12 protein-coding genes are annotated in these 16,192 nt (G+C 73.4%); 8 read left to right on the plus strand and 4 right to left on the minus strand.

The window, feature by feature from the left end:
• Positions 1-4: 4 nt before the first annotated feature.
• Positions 5-1,804, minus strand: coding sequence for a phage tail sheath family protein (locus tag J2S41_RS11480; RefSeq protein WP_310366548.1), 1,800 nt, complete (start codon positions 1,802-1,804; stop codon positions 5-7).
• 1,224 nt (positions 1,805-3,028) lie between these two features.
• Between J2S41_RS11480 and J2S41_RS11485 the strand changes: the two genes are divergently transcribed.
• The 4 genes from J2S41_RS11485 to J2S41_RS11500 are packed head-to-tail and all read left to right on the plus strand — an operon-like array spanning position 3,029 to position 7,489.
• Positions 3,029-3,934 (plus strand): phosphotransferase family protein, encoded by a 906-nt coding sequence (locus J2S41_RS11485; RefSeq protein WP_310366551.1) that lies wholly within the window; start codon positions 3,029-3,031, stop codon positions 3,932-3,934.
• A gap of 10 nt (positions 3,935-3,944) precedes the next feature.
• Positions 3,945-4,433 (plus strand): 2Fe-2S iron-sulfur cluster-binding protein, encoded by a 489-nt coding sequence (locus J2S41_RS11490; RefSeq protein ID WP_310366553.1) that lies wholly within the window; start codon positions 3,945-3,947, stop codon positions 4,431-4,433.
• On the plus strand, positions 4,430-5,416 hold the full coding sequence (locus tag J2S41_RS11495) for an FAD binding domain-containing protein (RefSeq protein WP_310366555.1): 987 nt from the start codon (positions 4,430-4,432) through the stop codon (positions 5,414-5,416). The genes J2S41_RS11490 and J2S41_RS11495 overlap by 4 nt, the downstream gene beginning before the upstream one ends.
• A 3-nt stretch (positions 5,417-5,419) precedes the next feature.
• Entirely contained in the window at positions 5,420-7,489 is a 2,070-nt protein-coding gene (locus tag J2S41_RS11500) for a xanthine dehydrogenase family protein molybdopterin-binding subunit (protein WP_310366557.1), read from the plus strand.
• A 6-nt stretch (positions 7,490-7,495) separates the two neighbouring features.
• Here the strand turns inward: J2S41_RS11500 and J2S41_RS11505 are convergent, their stop codons facing one another.
• Positions 7,496-8,545, minus strand: a complete 1,050-nt coding sequence (locus J2S41_RS11505; RefSeq protein ID WP_310366560.1) for a polyprenyl synthetase family protein — start codon at positions 8,543-8,545, stop codon at positions 7,496-7,498.
• 233 nt (positions 8,546-8,778) lie between these two features.
• Between J2S41_RS11505 and J2S41_RS11510 the strand changes: the two genes are divergently transcribed.
• Together J2S41_RS11510 and J2S41_RS11515 are read left to right on the plus strand one after the other, a co-directional pair.
• A complete protein-coding gene (locus tag J2S41_RS11510) occupies positions 8,779-9,393 on the plus strand; it encodes a TetR/AcrR family transcriptional regulator (RefSeq protein WP_310366562.1) in 615 nt (204 codons plus the stop codon).
• Positions 9,390-10,415 carry an NAD-dependent epimerase/dehydratase family protein gene (locus tag J2S41_RS11515; protein WP_310366565.1) on the plus strand — a complete coding sequence of 342 codons (1,026 nt, stop codon included), beginning with the start codon at positions 9,390-9,392 and terminating at the stop codon, positions 10,413-10,415. Before J2S41_RS11510 ends, J2S41_RS11515 begins: the two co-directional genes overlap by 4 nt.
• 74 nt (positions 10,416-10,489) lie before the next feature.
• Here J2S41_RS11515 and J2S41_RS11520 read toward each other — a convergent pair whose 3' ends face one another.
• Positions 10,490-11,872: an alpha/beta hydrolase gene (locus J2S41_RS11520; protein WP_310366571.1), complete on the minus strand. Its 1,383-nt coding sequence runs from the start codon at positions 11,870-11,872 to the stop codon at positions 10,490-10,492.
• 656 nt (positions 11,873-12,528) lie between these two features.
• Here J2S41_RS11520 and J2S41_RS11525 point away from each other — a divergent pair.
• Entirely contained in the window at positions 12,529-15,516 is a 2,988-nt protein-coding gene (locus tag J2S41_RS11525) for an Ig-like domain-containing protein (protein WP_310366574.1), read from the plus strand.
• A 6-nt stretch (positions 15,517-15,522) separates the two neighbouring features.
• Here J2S41_RS11525 and J2S41_RS11530 read toward each other — a convergent pair whose 3' ends face one another.
• Entirely contained in the window at positions 15,523-15,645 is a 123-nt protein-coding gene (locus J2S41_RS11530; RefSeq protein WP_310366576.1) for a hypothetical protein, read from the minus strand.
• 73 nt (positions 15,646-15,718) lie between these two features.
• On the opposite strand from J2S41_RS11530, the gene J2S41_RS11535 reads away from it, so the two are divergent.
• Positions 15,719-16,171: a hypothetical protein gene (locus J2S41_RS11535; RefSeq protein WP_310366578.1), complete on the plus strand. Its 453-nt coding sequence runs from the start codon at positions 15,719-15,721 to the stop codon at positions 16,169-16,171.
• Positions 16,172-16,192: the final 21 nt, after the last annotated feature.

Consider the following 16,192-nt stretch of genomic DNA (forward strand, 5'->3'; position numbering starts at 1 on the left):
GCCCCTACACCTCCACCTGGCCGGCCAACTGCTCGATCTTGATGATCACGAACTCGGCGGGCTTGAGCGGCGCGAACCCGACGAGGATGTTCACGATGCCGCGGTTGATGTCGTCCTGTGTGGTCGTGTCCCGGTCGCACTTCACCAGGTACGCCTGGCGCGGCGACGTGCCCTGGAACGCGCCCTGCTGGAACAGCGAGTGCATGAACGCGCCCACGTTCAGCCGGATCTGGCCCCAGAGCGTCTCGTCGTTCGGCTCGAAGACCACCCACTGCGTGCCCCGGTAGAGGCTCTCCTCGATCATCAGCGCGGTGCGGCGGACCGGCACGTACTTCCACTGCGACGCGAGCCGGTCGGCCCCGTCCAGCGTCCGGGCGCCCCACACCACCGGGCCGACCACCGGGAACGTGCGCAGGCAGTTGATGCCGAGCGGGTTGAGCAGCCCGTTCTCCGCGTCGGTGAGCTTCACGGTGAGCCCGCGCGCGCCGACGATCCGCGCCTCGGTGCCGGCCGGCGCCTTCCACACGCCACGGTCGCCGTCGGTGCGCGCCATGATCCCGGCGATCGCACCGCTCGGCGGGAAGTCCCGCACCAGGCCGGTCAGCGGGTCGGAGAGCAGCACGTGCGGGAAGTACAGCGCCGCGTGGTCGCCGCGCACCGAGTCGATCAGCTCCAGCCCGTTGCGGAACGCGTCCAGCGTGCGCCAGGCGGCCGGCGCGTCCGCGATCAGGAACATGCGCCGGGTCTCGGCCAGCACCCGCGCCTCGGCCAGCACCGCGACCTGCTCGTCCAGGCTGGCCAGCGCGCTCACGCCGGGCAGCACCAGCAGGTTCACGTCGTCGACGTCGCGCAGCGCGTGGATGCCGGTCTTCTCGTCGGCGCTGCCCAGCCAGTCGCCGGCCCCGGGCAGGGTGCCCGGCGCGCCGTCGGCGAACGCGGAGCCCGGTGGACGGGTGGTGCCGGCCAGCCCGAGATCGCCGTCGTCCGGGAAGAGGATCACCGCGTCCGGCTCGCCCGCGATCACCTGGAGCCGGTTGTCGCCGGTGGTGCGCACCCGCGCGCCGGAGAACGCGCGCTGCCCCCGGGCATTGGCCCGCAGCCCGCGCTCCAGCAGCAGCGCGACCTGTTGCAGCCGCTGCGGTGCCGGGCCGGACGGCAGCGTGAAGGTGATCTCCGAGTTCGCCCGGCCCTCGATCGCCGCGGTGATCTCCGCGCCGGCCGGGTTGGGCACCTCGTCGAACGGGTCGGAGACCGTGCCGGACGCGTCCGGCCGGGTGTCGTCCGGCGCGTTCGGCACCGCCTGCGCCGTGACCAGCGTGGACGTGGCGTTGATCCGGTCGGCCGCGGTGGCCGGCGTGAGGCCCGTGTGCGTCTCGTCGGTGCCCGCGAGGTCCGAGATCCGCAGGTCGAACGTGTCCGGCGTGGCGCCGTGGTCGACCGAGGCGCGCAGCCCGTCGCCCCAGGCGCCCGGCTCACGCGCGGTCAGCCGGAGCAGCTCCGTGCCGCCGCTGGACAGCGTGACGGTGGAGCCGGTCGCGCCCGGCGCGAGCCGCACGATCACCGCGATCCCGCCGCCGTTGAGGAAGAACTGCTGCACCGCGTAGCTGAGCGGACTGTCCGCGCTCAGCCCGCCGAAACGCCGCTCGAAATCGCCGAAACTGGTGACCGTTGTCGCTCCGCCGGTCGGGCCGCGCGTCGTATATCCGACGAATGCGGTGACCGAGGTCGAAACGGTGGTGATGGTGCGAACCGCGCTGGGTAGTTCCTCGATGTAAACGCCGGGATAGGTCGGTGTGACGACCATGGCACCTCCGATCTCTGCTGATCACGGAGGAGGCACACCGGTCCCCTGGCTCGTTCCCCCGTGTCGCCGAGCAAAGTCCAACTGCGACCACCTTGGCGCTGCCGATTGGGGATGTCAATGGTTCATCCGGGCATTCAGTCCTTTGTCGAGTTTCGGATTGCCGACCGTGGTGTGGGGATTTGTTGTATTGATGCAATCAAATGTGGTGGATGGGATTCATGATCCGTGACTCGGGGTTGCTGCGTGGTGGTCGGTGGGTGAGGGGGCGGGTTCGGGTTCCGGTCTAAAGGTCTGCCTCCGGCGGGCCTCTGGGTGCGGCCGGCCTCTGGGTGTGCGGCTGGCCTCTGGGTGCGGCCGGCCTCTGGGTGTGCGGCTGGCCTCTGGGTGTGGCGGGCCTTTGGCCCGAGCGGGCCTCTGGGCGTGGCGGGCCTGTGCCTCCGGCGGGCCTCTGGGTGTGGCGGGCCTGTGCCTCCGGCGGGCCTCTGGGTGTGCCGGGCTTCTGCCTCCGGCGGGCCTCTGGCTCCGGGGCATGGGCGTGCGTTGCCTGGTCACGGTGGGTTTCGTCGGCCCCGTTGTCTTTTCGTGGGTGGTATGGGTTGCGTGTCGTGTGCCTGGCTGCCCCGTCACCGTCTCCCGGGCGAAGCCGAGCAGATCATCGGCAGGGCCGCCAGCTTTGGTCTCGTCGGTGGTGGTTTCGTGGTGTGTGGCGGCCCTGCCGATGATCTGCACCCCAAGGGCAGGTCGACGGCGACGGGGCAGCCAGGCCGGCGCGGTCCGTGCTGGCGCACGAAAGAAATCGGCGGTTCCGCGCCCACCGCGTCGTCGCTTAAAGCGATCACCGCGTCATCGCGCTAACCGATCACGCATGGTTGCCGTAAAGGATCACGCGTGGTTGCCGTGACCGGTGACGCCTGGTCTGCCGTAACCGATCACGCGTGGTTGCCGTAACCGATCAAGTGTCGCCGCAGTATCGATTGCGCATCGCAGCCGTAAGCGATCACGCGACATCCCCTAACCGATCACCGCGTCGGAGCCTGGCCGGTCATCTGGCAGTGCGGGCGCCCCGCGCCCGACATATCGGCTTATCGCGGGCGCGCCACTCACCGCGCGAATGTCGCGGGTAATACATGGTCGCTGTTATGGGCCGGCTCGCAACAGCGACCACGTATCCACCGGAACCGTAAACCGTTGGATCATCGGTGCGAATGCCCCTACGGTCGGCCTGTGTCGCTCCCGTCCTTCGACGCCGTCCTGCCGGACGGCTGCGTCGTCACCGAGGTCGTCACCCGCGGCGGCGGCTCGCTGCACACCGTCTACGAGGTTCGCCTCGCCGGTGCGGAGCCGCTGATCGTCAAGCGGTACTCCGAGGGCTGGCGATGGAAGCAGGCCAAGGAGATCCACGTCTACACGTTGATGGCCGGCATTCCCGGGGTGCCGCGCGTGGTGGGCGCCGATCACGAGCGGGCCATGACCGCGCTCACGATGCTGCCGGGCAGGCCGAAGTGGGACCGGATGCCGGACGACGCCTCGGCGTACCGGCGGATGGGGGAGTTCCAGGCGGCGCTGCACCGGATCCGGATGCCCGCCTACGGGTACATCGTGACCGGAATCCTGGAGCCGGTCGCGGACAACCTGACCTTCATGCGGCGGCGGTTCGCCCGGCAGTTGGACGAGTTCCGCGCGGCGGGCGGGCCGGTGGACGTGCACGACGCGGTGGCGAGGCGGGCGGTGGAGGGTGAGCCGTACGTCGCGGCCTGCGACGGGCCGGTGCTGTGCCACAACGATCTGCACGAGGGGAACGTGCTGGTCGACGACGACGGTACGGTCACCGGGTTCATCGACGTGGAGAACGCGCTGTCCGCGGACCCGATGACGGACCTGGCGAAGACGATCCAGTTCGACATCGGCGGATCGGCGGCGAAGCGGGCGGCGCTGCTGGCGGGGTACGGGCCGCTGCCGCGGTACGGCGCGGAGCGGATCGCGCTGTACCGGATGTACCACGCGCTGGAGCTGTGGACCTGGTTCTCCTCGATCGGGCACACCGAGCCGCTGCCGGGGCTGCTCGACGATCTGCGGGCCGCGTGTTTCGGCGGGTCGCTGAGGGGCACTCCGGGGCGCGGACCAACCTGAGGAGGCGCACGTGGCGATCGCTTTCACGCTCGAGGTCAACGGGGAGCGGCGGGACCTCGTGGTCGATCCGAGGACCACGCTGCTGGACGCGCTGCGCGAGCACCTCGGGTTGACCGGGGCGAAGAAGGGCTGTGACCACGGGCAGTGCGGCTCCTGCACGGTGCTGCTGGACGGGCGGCGGGTCAACAGCTGCCTGATCCTGGCGATCACCCAGCGTGACACCTCGGTGGTGACGGTGGAGGGGCTGGGCGGCGATCACCCGGTGCAGCGCGGGTTCCTGGAGCACGACGGGTTCCAGTGCGGCTACTGCACGCCGGGGCAGATCTGCTCCGCGGTCGGGATGCTGGACGAGGCGCGGCGCGGGTGGCCCAGCGCGGTCACCGAGGGGGACGGCGCGGGTCTCACGGACGACGAGATCCGGGAGCGGATGAGCGGCAACCTGTGCCGGTGCGGCGCGTACGCGAACATCGTCCCGGCGATCGCGGAGGCGGCCCGGTGAGGGAGTTCACCTATCACGAGGCGGCGGACGTGCCGGGCGCGGTCGCGCTGCTCACCCGGGACCCGGACGCCACGTTCATCGCCGGTGGCACGAACCTGGTGGACCTGATGAAGCTCGGCGTGGCCACGCCCGGTGCGCTGGTCGACGTGGCCCGGCTGCCGCTGCACGACGTGACCGCGCTGCCGGACGGCACGCTGCGGATCGGCGCGATGGTCCGCAACAGTGAGCTGGCCGCGCACCCGGAGGTCCGCGAGCGGTTCCCGGTGCTGTCGCAGGCGCTGCTGGCGGGCGCGTCGGGGCAGCTGCGGAACATGGCCACGACCGGCGGCAACCTGTTGCAGCGCACCCGGTGCCGGTACTTCCAGGACACGTCCAAGGCGTGCAACAAGCGCGAGCCCGGCACCGGCTGCCCGGCCCGCGACGGCGACCACCGCAACCTCGCGATCCTGGGCGCCTCGGCGGCGTGCGTCGCCACCCACCCGTCCGACCTGGCGGTGGCGCTGGCCGCGCTCGGCGCGATCGTCCGCGTGCACGGGCTGGACGGCGAGCGGGAGATCCCGGCCGACGCGCTGCACCGGCTGCCGGGCGACCGGCCCGAGCAGGACACCGTGCTGCGGCGCGGCGACCTGATCACCGCGGTGGACCTTCCGCCGCTGGCGGCGGCCCGCCGGTCGGCCTACCGCAAGGCCCGGGACCGCGCCTCCTACGCGTTCGCCACCGGCGCGGTCGCGGCGGCCGTCGAGATCGAGGACGACACCGTCGCGGAGGTACGGCTGGCGTGGGGCGCGGTCGCCCACCGGCCGTGGCGCGCGCACGTGGCGGAGGAGGCGCTGCGCGGCGGCCCGGCCACCCGGGACGCGTTCCTGGCTGCGGCGGACGCGGAGCTGGCCGCGGCCGAGCCGCTGCGGGACAACGCGTACAAGATCCCGCTGATCCGGAACCTGACCGCCGCCGTGCTCGGCGCGCTCACCGAAGGGCGATGAGCCATGACCGTCACGCTGCCCGGGCACGCGCTCGGCACGCCGCTCGCCCGGGTCGAAGGGCCGGAGAAGGTCACCGGCGCGGCCCGGTACGCCGTCGAGTACCCGGTGGAGAACGCGGCCCACGCCTGGATCGTGCGGTCCCCGGTCGCGCGCGGCCGGCTCCGCGACGTGGAGCTCGACCCCACGCTCGACGGCGTGCTCGCGGTCCTCTGGCACGGCAACGCGCCCGAGCTGCGGAAACCTCAGGACCCCGAGCTGTACGTGTTGCAGGACGAGCGCATCTCGTACCGTGGCCAGGTCATCGCCCTGGTGGTGGCGGAGACGCTGGAGGCCGCGCGCCGGGCCGCCCAGAGCGCGGTGCTCGACATCGGGGAGGAGCCGCACGACGTCGTGCTCCGCGCGGACCACCCGGACCTGTACACGCCGGACGTGGTCAACCCGGGTTTCCCGGCCGAGACCGCGCAGGGCGACGCCGAGGCCGCGCTCGCCGCCGCACCGGTCACCGTGGACGTCACGTACACCACGCCCGCGCTGCACAACAACCCGATGGAGCCGCACGCCACGATCGCGGTCTGGGACGGCGACGAGGACCTGACGCTCTACGACTCGAACCAGGGGCCGTGGCCGGTCGCGGCGGACGTGGCGAGCACGCTCGGGCTGGACCCGGCGCGCGTGCGGATCGTGGCGGAGCACGTCGGCGGCGGCTTCGGCTCCAAGGGCAGCGCCCGCCCGAACGCGATCCTCGCCGCGATGGCCGCGCGCGTCACCGGCCGCCCGGTCAAGCTGGCACTGCCCCGGCAGGCGCTGTTCAGCCTGGTCGGTCATCGGACCCCGACGATCCAGCGGGTACGGCTGGGCGCCGGCCCGGACGGCACGCTCACCGCCATCACGCACGACGCGATCTCCCAGTCCTCCCGGATCTTCGAGTTCGCCGAGCAGACCGCGGTGGTCACCCGGCACATGTACGCGGCCGCGAACCGCCGCACCGGCCACCGCCTGGTGCGCCTGGACGTGCCCACGCCGCGGTGGATGCGCGCGCCCGGCGAGGCGCCCGGCATGGTCGCGCTGGAGTGCGCGATGGACGAGTTGGCCGCCGCGCTCGACCTCGACCCGATCGAGCTGCGCGTCCGCAACGAGCCGGGCGTGGAGCCGGAGGAGGGCGCGCCGTTCACCAGCCGCAACTACCTGCGCTGCCTGCGCGAGGGGGCGCGGCGCTTCGGCTGGGACGGCCGCGACCACCGCCCGGCGCGGCGGCGCGAGGGGGAGTGGTGGCGCGGCACCGGCGTGGCCGGCGCGACCTACCCGGCGATGGCGGCGCCGTGCACCGCGCGCGCCCGCCGGCTGCCGGACGGCCGCGTGGAGGTGTCCGTGGCCGCCACCGACCTCGGCACCGGCGCGCGGACCGTGCTCACCCAGATCGCGGCGGACGCGCTGGGCCTGCCGGTCGACCGGGTGACCGTGCGGATCGGCGACACCGCGCTGCCCAAGGCGCCGGTGGCCGGCGGCTCGTCCGGCACCGCGTCCTGGGGCTGGGCGGTCGACGGCGCCTGCCGGACACTGCGCGAGGGCACCGCGGACGAGTGTGTGTTCGACACCGCCGAGCTGGTCGAGGCGCGCGGCAACGAGGGCCGGCACGCCTTCGGCGCGCACTACGCGGCGGTACGGGTCAGCGCCGTCACCGGCGAGGTCCGCGTCGACCGGCTGTTCGGCATGTACGCGGTCGGCCGCGTGCTCAATCCGCGCACCGCCCGCAGCCAGTTCATCGGCGGCATGACCATGGGCATGGGCATGGCGCTGCACGAGGAGGGCGTCCTCGATCCGCACACCGGCGACTGGGTCAACCACGACCTGGCCGACTACCACATCCCCGCGCACGCGGACGTGCGCGACATCGACGCCGCCTGGATCGACGAACACGACGACCAGCTCAACCCGATGGGCAGCAAGGGCATCGGCGAGATCGGCATCGTCGGCTCCCCCGCCGCCATCCTCAACGCGATCTGGCACGCCACCGGCATCCGCATCCGCGACCTGCCCGCCCGGATGGACCGAATCCTGCCGCACCTGCCCTGACGCCGGTCAGTGGGTTCTGGCGGTGGCGGTGCCGGCCAGCGCGGCGAGCACCGGCCGCGCCGGTTCCGGCACCGGCGCGGCGGCGAGCAGGTCCAGCGCGTGCCCGATCCGCCGGTCGATCAGGTCCTGGGTCATCGTGTCCGCGCCGGTCGCCCGGATCGCGGCGCGCAGCTCGGCCGCGCCGGCCGCGTCCAGGTCCGCGCGGCCGTAGTGCGCGCGCAGCACCCGCCGTTCGGCCGGGCCGGCCTGCCGCCAGGCGAGCGCGACAAGGACCGTGCGCTTGCCGCCGCGGAAGTCGTCCACGCTGGACTTGCCGGTGGCGGCCGGGTCGCCGAACGCGCCGAGCAGGTCGTCGCGGAGCTGGAAGGCCTCGCCGACCGGGCGGCCGAACGCGGCGCAGAACCGCAGCAGCGGCTCGCGCGCGCCGGCCAGCGCGGCGCCGATCTGCAGCGGGCGCGCCACCGTGTACGACGCGGTCTTGTGCCGGACCACCCGCCACGCGCGGTCCAGGTCGCCGAGCTCGGGCGTGCCGTCGATGTCGAGGTACTGCCCGGCCACCGCCTCCACGCGCATCGCGTCCAGGTGCGGCCGGGCCGCCGCGATCCGGCCGGGCGGCAGCGGCACCGCGGCCAGCAGCCGGTCCGACCAGACGAGGCAGAGGTCGCCGAGCAGGATGGCCGCGCTGACCCCGGACCGGCCGCCGCCGCCCAGCGCGCGGTGCACGGTCGGGCGTCCGCGCCGGGTGTCCGAGTTGTCCATGATGTCGTCGTGGATCAACGCGAACGTGTGGAACAGCTCCAGCGCCGCGCCCGCCCGGTGGATCGCCGGTGAGCCCGTGGCGCCGCCCGCGGCCAGCCACCCGGCCGCGCAGAACAGCGGGCGGATCCGCTTGCCGCCGCCGGTGAACGTGCGCGCCACCTCGACCAGCGGGGGCAGGCAGGGGTCCGGCGCGGCGGCGGCCTCCCGGTCCAGGAACGCCGCGATCTCCGCGTCCACCGCGTCGCGGACCGCGCCGGGCCACAGGCCCGCGGCCGTGACCGTACCCGCTGCTGACATGATCCGACCATACCGGCGAAAAGCCGTTAAACGGTCCTTTTGACCGCCCCAGTGGTGGCGGCGCCCCGCCGCGCCGATCCTCCTGCCGGACCGGCGGCGCCGCACCGTGGCTTGTGGAGCGCCGCCTCGTGGAGCGCGAGCGCCCGATCCGTCGCCCGATCCGTCGTGAGGGCCGGCTCCCCGCGCGCCGTGCTATAAATGAGTGAGTGGTCAGTCATTTATAGGAGGTGGCCATGCCACGGACACTGAGTCCCGAGCGCCGCGCGGCGGTGCTGGGGGCTGCGACACGGGCGATCGCCCGCGACGGGCTGGCGGCGCCGACCGCGTCGATCGCGGCCGAGGCGGGACTCTCGGCCGGCTCGCTGTTCAACTACTTCCCGACGAAGACGGCGCTGCTCAACGGGCTGTATCTGCACCTGAAGCGCGACCTCGCCGCCGCGGTGGCCGAGCCGCCCATTCCTGACGGCCCGTTGCGGGAGCGTGCCTGGGAGGGCTGGCGGCGGTGGATCCGGTGGGGTGCCGCCGACCCCGACAAGCAGCGCGTGCTGATGCTGATCGAGGCCTCCCGCGAGCTGACCGAGCAGACCCGTCGTGACGGTGTCGCCGCGATGCGGGGCGCGGACTCACTCTTCGCGGAAGCGCAGGCCGGCGGGCCCTTCGCCGACCAGCCGCTGGAGTTCCTCGTGGCCACGGTGGGCGCTCTGGCGGCCACGACCATGGAGGCCGTGTCCCGCGAGCCCGACGAGTTCGACAGCCGCTGCCGCGCGGGCTTCACCGCGGTGTGGGGAGCCGTCGGGGTGGGCGGCCGGTTTTCCGATACGGGTACGGACGTGAGGAGCGGGTCATGACGAACTCCCGGGTGCTCGTCACGGGCGGCAGTGGCTTCCTCGCCGCGCACTGCGTCCTGCGCCTCCTGGCCGACGGCTTCCAGGTGCGCACCACCGTGCGCTCCGCGCGCGGCGCCGGCCGCGTCCGCTCCATGGTCGCCGCGGGCGGCGGCACGGACGCGGCCGGCCTCGAGGTCGTGCAGGCGGATCTCACCGCGGACGATGGATGGGACGCCGCCGTCGCCGGCTGCGATTACGTGCTGCATGTCGCCTCGCCCTTCCCGGCCGCACCGCCGGCGCACGAGGACGACCTGATCGTGCCGGCCCGCGACGGCGCGCTGCGCGTGCTGCGCGCCGCACTGCGCGGCGGCGTCAAGCGGGTCGTGTTGACCTCGTCGTTGGCGGCGATCGACTATGGGCACGGGCCGAGGACCGCGCCCTACGACGAGACGATCTGGACCGACCTGTCCGGTCGCGGCGTGACCGCCTACGCCAAGTCCAAGACGCTCGCCGAGCGCGCCGCGTGGGACTTCGCGGAGCGGGAGGGCCTCGAACTCGCGGTCGTGAACCCGACCGGCATACTCGGCCCGGTTCTCAGCGATGACTACGGCACCTCCGTGGGCTCGATCGCGCTCCTGCTCAAGGGAGGCACCCCCGTGCTCCCGCGGGCGACGGTCGGGATCGTCGACGCCCGCGACGTCGCCGATCTCCACGTGCGCGCGATGACGCACCCCGCGGCCGCCGGCGAACGCTTCATCGCCAACGCCGGGCTGATGAGCCTGCCGATGATGGCCCGCACGCTCCGCGACGGGCTCGGCGACGCGGCGCGCGCGGTTCCGACCAGGACCATCCCGGATTGGGTCGTGCGGATCGCCGCGATGTTCGACGACGATCTTCGACTGAGCCTGTCGATGCTCGGGACCCCACGCGACGCCACGAGCGCCAAAGCGCGGCGCGTGCTCGGATGGGCGCCGCGCCCGCCGGAGGAGGCCGTCCTCGCGACAGCACAGAGCATCCTCGCCCACACGGCACGCGAATCCTGACCGCACCGCCACCTACTCCAGCCACGCGGGCGGCCTTCCACCGGGGAAGGCCGCCCGCGCCGGTCTGGTCAGCCCTATGGGACGTCGGTGCAGTAGACGTCCTGGCCCGGCAGCCGGCCGGTGTTCAGGAAGTCGACGGTCGCCCTGTCCGCGCAGGCCGAGCCCGCGTTGTAGACGTAGTGCCCGCCGTTGTCGACACCGACGAGGGCGGCACGGTCGCCGAGGACCTCGCGCAGCCCCTGCCCGGACTCCCATGGTGTGGCGTGGTCCCGGCGGTTCTGCAGGATCAGGATGTCACCGGGGCCTTCGCCGGTCACGGTGACCGGCTTCTCGATCGGGGCCTTCCAGAAGGCGCATGGCCAGATGTTGGCCGGCATGCCCGCCGTGAGCGGCCAGGCCTCGCGGTGGGCGGCGCTGCGGGTGGCGTAGTCGCCGACGTCGCGGGACCACTCGGCGTCGCCGCAGACGAGTGCGAGGAACATGGTCGCCTGGTTGTCGGCGGCAATGCCCGGGGTGGGCGGCGCCTCGGCGAACACCTGCTTGAGCACCTCGCCGCCGGCCGCGGTGAGGTGGCCGTCCGCGAGGTCCGCTGCGGCCTTCCAGACCTGCGCGAGGATCGGCAGGTTCTTGTTGTCCAGGAGCAGTGCGTAGGTGGTGGTGCGCAGGACCGCTCCGTTCATGGACTGCTGGGTGCCGGGAACCGGCGCCGGCGTCCGGTCCAGCCGATCCGCGAGCGCGAGATAGGTCCGGGTGACCTCGTCGACGGTGCCGCCGAGCCCGAGGGGGCCGTTCTGTGCCGCGGCGACCGCGGCGGCGTCGGGGAACCGGTCGGCCATGCCCTTGCCCCAGCCCTGCACCTCGCCGGACCACACCTTGGTGGGATCGATGTTGCCTTCGAGGACCATGCGGCCGGTCCGCTCCGGGAACAGCGAGCTGTAGACGGCACCGAGATAGGTCCCGTAGGACTGGCCCCAGTAGGAGATCTTCGTCTCGCCGAGCGCCTCGCGGATGCGGTCCAGGTCGCGAGCGGTGTTGGCGGTGTTGTAGTGCCGCAGGTTCTCCCCGGCCGTGGCGGCGCACCTCTCGGCCTCGGTGCGGGCCAGTGCGACGTTCGCGTCGATCGAGCCGTCCGCGGCGGGATAGGGGAAATGCCCCGGCACGCTGGCGACCTCGAGACCGCAGCTCTGCGGCGTGCTGTGCGCGACGCCGCGCGGATCGAAGCCGATCAGGTCGTAGCCGTCCAGGACGGACTTCGGCAGCGTCGGTGCGATCGTGCTGGGCATGTCGAGACCGGACAGGGCGGGACCGCCCGGGTTCAGCAGCAGAACGCCGTGCCGCTTGCCGGGGTCGGCGGCGGCCAGCCGGGAGATCGCCACCTCGATCGACGTGCCGTCCGGCTCGGCGTGGTTCAGCGGGACCGCGACCGTCGCACAGGTCAGCTTGGGATCCCGTGCCACTCCCGCCGCCGCCTCCGGGCAGGCCCCCCAGGTGATCGCGGCGGCCTCGGCCCGGTCCGTGGGCGGCGGCCGGTCTTCCTCGTGTGCGGCGTCGCTACAGGCGGTGGCACCGGCCACCGCCAGTGCCGCGGCCGTCAGAACCGTGGCGAACCGGCGGCCCCGTGACCGGCCGGAAATCCGCGCACCACATTTCTTGTTCATCGCCTTCGTTCCTCGATTCGGCTCGGTGGACCGCATTCGCCGGGCGGCCCTATCGCTGGCGACGAATTTATCGAGGGCGGGACGCGGCACACATCACCCTGCGGTGAACAGGTGCGATAGCTCCTACGGGGGACAGTGGACCGTCCGATGTGAATCAACGGCGGGCCGTATTCCGGCTGATTATTCGGCGCATCGAAAAACCGGCCCGGACCCTCCCGGAATGTGGTGTCCGAGAGACACACCAATTCCCATGGAACGCGTACTTGGCCGCTCCGGCACCGAAACGCGCGCCCGGTGGCGTTTGGTGAAGCTCGCCGCGATCGTGTTGAAGTGGTGGGTTGCCCCTGACGAGGGGAAACACCTAATCGGCGCGAGCCCGGCCGAAGCGGTGCGACGGGTCGGCGCGCGGGCCGGCGGCTGTGCGAGCGTGAGGTCCCCGGCCGTTGGGAGCGCCCGTGTCCACGTACCGTCGCATCGCCGTCGTCCTTGTTCTGAGCTGCCTGGCGATGCTGGTCGCCGTGCCGGCGCGCGCGGCCGTGGTGCCGGTCGCGAAGATCGACTTTCGGCCGGCGGGCGGGACGGTGCCGAGCGGGTACGTGGCGGACACCGGCGCGGCGTTCGACGCGGGCCGCGGCCACGGCTGGGTGCGGGAGGACGCGCCCGGCACGCCGCTGGACCTGAGCGCGAACACGCGGGACCGGGCCCGGCCCGGCGTGCCGCCGCTGCTCAACACGATCGTGCACATGCGGTACGGCGACACCGGCGGCACGAGCGGCGTGCGCACGGCGGGCGCGTGGGAGTACGCGGTACCGCCCGGGACCTATCAGGTGACGGTCGGCGTCGGTGACCAGCCGGCCTACGACAGCCGGCACACCGTGCGGGCCGAGGGCGTGACCGCGGTGGCGGCCTTCCAGGGCTCGGCGGCGGAGGAGTTCCGCACGGCTACGGTGACCGTGCCGGTGCTGGACGGGCGGCTGACGCTCGACGCGATCGGCGGCACCAACACCAAGCTCACCCACGCCGAGATCGCCCGCGACACCTCGGACACGGCCGCGCCGGGCCCGGTGACCGGGGTCGCGGCGACGCCGGGGGACCGGCAGGCGACCGTCACCTGGGCCGCGAGCACCGCGGCCGACCTGGGCGGATACCGCGTCTACCGGGGTGGTGCGCTCGTCTCCGGGCCGGGCCTGCTGACCACGGCCACGTTCACGGACACCGGCGTGACGAACGGGACCGGGTACGCGTGGACCGTGCGCGCGGTCGACCGGCACGGCAACGAGTCCGCGGCCTCGGCGGCCGTCTCGGCCACGCCCGCGGCGTACACGCTGAGGGTGAACTTCTCGGACGCGGCGACCGCACCGCCGTCCGGTTACGTCCGCGACTCCGGCGATGCGTTCACGACCACCCGGGGGTACGGGTGGGTGGCGCTCGGCACCGGCACGCCGCTGTCGCTGGCCGGCAACGGCCGCAACCGGGGGAGCGGCCAGCCGGACGTGCGGCTGGCCACGCTGATCCACGCGCAGCTGCCCGCCGGGTCGTCCGGCGTGACCACGCCCGGGAGCTGGGAGGCGGCCGTGCCGAACGGCGCGTACGTGGTCACGGTCGCGGCCGGCGACGCGGGCACCGCGCTGGACAGCACCCACTACGTCAACATCGAGGACCAGAACGCGGTGGCCGCGTTCACGCCCACCGCCTCGGTGAGGCACGCCGTGGCGACCCGCACCGTGACCGTCACGGACGGGCGGCTCACGCTCAGCCCGGCCGGGGGCACCAACACCAAGCTGCACTACGTGGACGTGACCAGCGTGCCCGCGTCGGCGGCGGTCCCGTCCGTGCGGGCGAGCACGCCGCCGAACCTGGCGTCCGACGTGCCGGTCACCGCCAGCGTGGTCGAGGACCTGCGGCTGCCCGGCGGTGGCGTCGACCCGGCCACGCTCACCGCGAGCACGGTCACGCTGACCCGGGTCGCCGACGGCGCGGCCGTCGCGGCGAACCCGATCACCAGCGGCGGCGGGGACGTCATCAACCTCTCGCCGGCCGCGCCGCTGCAACCGTCCACGCTGTACCGGTTCGACGTCACCGCGCAGGTGCGGGACGTGGCCGGGCGCGCGTTCGCGCCGTACTCGATCGTGTTCCGCACCGGTGCCGGCGGCGGCACCGGCGGGCCGATCGCGTTCACCAAGCAGGTCGGGGTGGCCACCGGCGCGCCGTTCACCACGGTCGTCACCGGCCCGGACGGCCGCCTCTACGCCGGCACGCTGGACGGGCGCATCCTCCGCTTCCCGATCAACGCGGACGGCACGCTCGGCACCGCCACGGTGATCACCACGGTCCGGGACCACGCGGTCGCGGCGGGGCTGGCCGGCGCGCCGAACCGCACGGTCATCGGCATGGCGTTCGACCCCGCGTCCACGCCCGCCGCGCCGATCCTGTGGATCACCGACAACTACCAGTACACGGGCCCGCTGAACGTGCCGGACTGGTCCAGCCACATCGCCCGGCTCAGCGGCCCGAACCTCAGCGTCTACACCGACGTGGTGACGAACCTGCCACGGTCGGTCAAGGACCACGAGACCAACTCGCTGGCGTTCGGCCCGGACGGCGCGCTCTACACCACCCAGGGTGCCAACAACGCGATGGGCGCGCCGGACTCCACCTGGGGCAACCGGCCCGAGCGGCTGCTGTCCGCGGCCGTGCTCCGCCTCGACCCGGCCGCGCTGCCGGCGACGCTGCCGCTCGACGCGAAGACCGAGGAGGGCGGCACCTACGACCCGTACGCGCCGGGCGCCCCGCTGACCATCCACGCGACCGGCGTGCGCAACGCGTACGACCTGGTCTGGCACTCCAACGGCCACCTCTACACGCCGACGAACGGCTCCGCGGCCGGCGGCAACACGCCCGCCACGCCGTCACCGCTGCCCGCGTCCTGCGCGCGGCGCGGCTACACCGGCCCGGCCGTGCCCGGGCTGACCGGCGTCGGCACCGCGGAGACCGACTACGTCTTCGACGTGCGGCCCGGCCGCTACTACGGCCACCCGAACCCGGCCCGCTGCGAGTGGGTGCTCGCCGGCGGCAACCCCACCACCGGCACCGACCCGTTCCAGGTCCCGGCCTACCCCGCCGGCACGCGGCCGGACCCGAACCTGGACCTGCCCGGCATGTACGACGCCGGCCTGCACGCCTCCGCCAACGGCGTCATCGAGTACCGCGGCACCGCGTTCGGCGGCGCGCTGCGCGGAAAGCTGCTGGTCGTACGCTACTCGTCCGGTCAGGACATCCAGACCTTCGACGTGGCCGCGAACGGCACGCTCAGCAACCGCACCACCGGCCTGCCCGGGCTGACCGGCTTCAGTCAGCCCCTGGACGTCACCGAACACCTCGGCAACCTGTACGTCACCGAGCTCGGCGCGAACCGGATCACGCTGCTCCGGCCGCAGGGCTGAGGCCGCTCACCGCAGCAGCAGGTTCGCGCCGACCGTACACAGCACGGACAGCAGGATCGACACCAGAATCATGCCCAGGCAGCCGGCCCCGCCACCGAGCGCCCGAACCTCAACATTTCCGATACGCATGCGCGCCGACTACCCACCCCGGGCCGTTCGCAACCCGCCGTTTCCGGCCGGGATGTCCGGGTATCCGGCGCACATGCCCGTACTGCGATCGTTCCTGCTCGGCGCGGTCACCGGCGGCCGCAGCATGACCGGCCTCGCCGCGCTCGCGCTCACCACCCGGCCCGGCGCGCTGCCCGGCCCACTGGCCGGGCTCGGCGGCACGCGCGGCCGCTGGCTGACGGTGGCCGGCGCGCTCGGCGAACTCGCCGGCGACAAGCTGCCGAACGCGCCGAGCCGCCTGACCCCACCGTCGCTCGGCACCCGGATGGCCACCGCGGCCGCGTCCGCCGCCGTCCTCGCGGTCCGGGAGGGTTCGTCACCCGCGGTGGCGCTGGCCCCGGCCGTGGCCGGCGCGGTGGCGGGCAGCGTGGCCGGCGCCCGCTGGCGCGCCCTCGCCGCCCGGCGCGGCTGGCCCCCGCTGGCCGCCGCCCTCCTGGAGGACGCCGTGGTCCTCACCCTCGCCGCCGCCACGGTCCGCCACCGCTGAGCCCCCGGTCGGGTGAACGCC

This window comes from Catenuloplanes atrovinosus, from assembly GCF_031458235.1.
GTDB lineage: Bacteria > Actinomycetota > Actinomycetes > Mycobacteriales > Micromonosporaceae > Catenuloplanes > Catenuloplanes atrovinosus.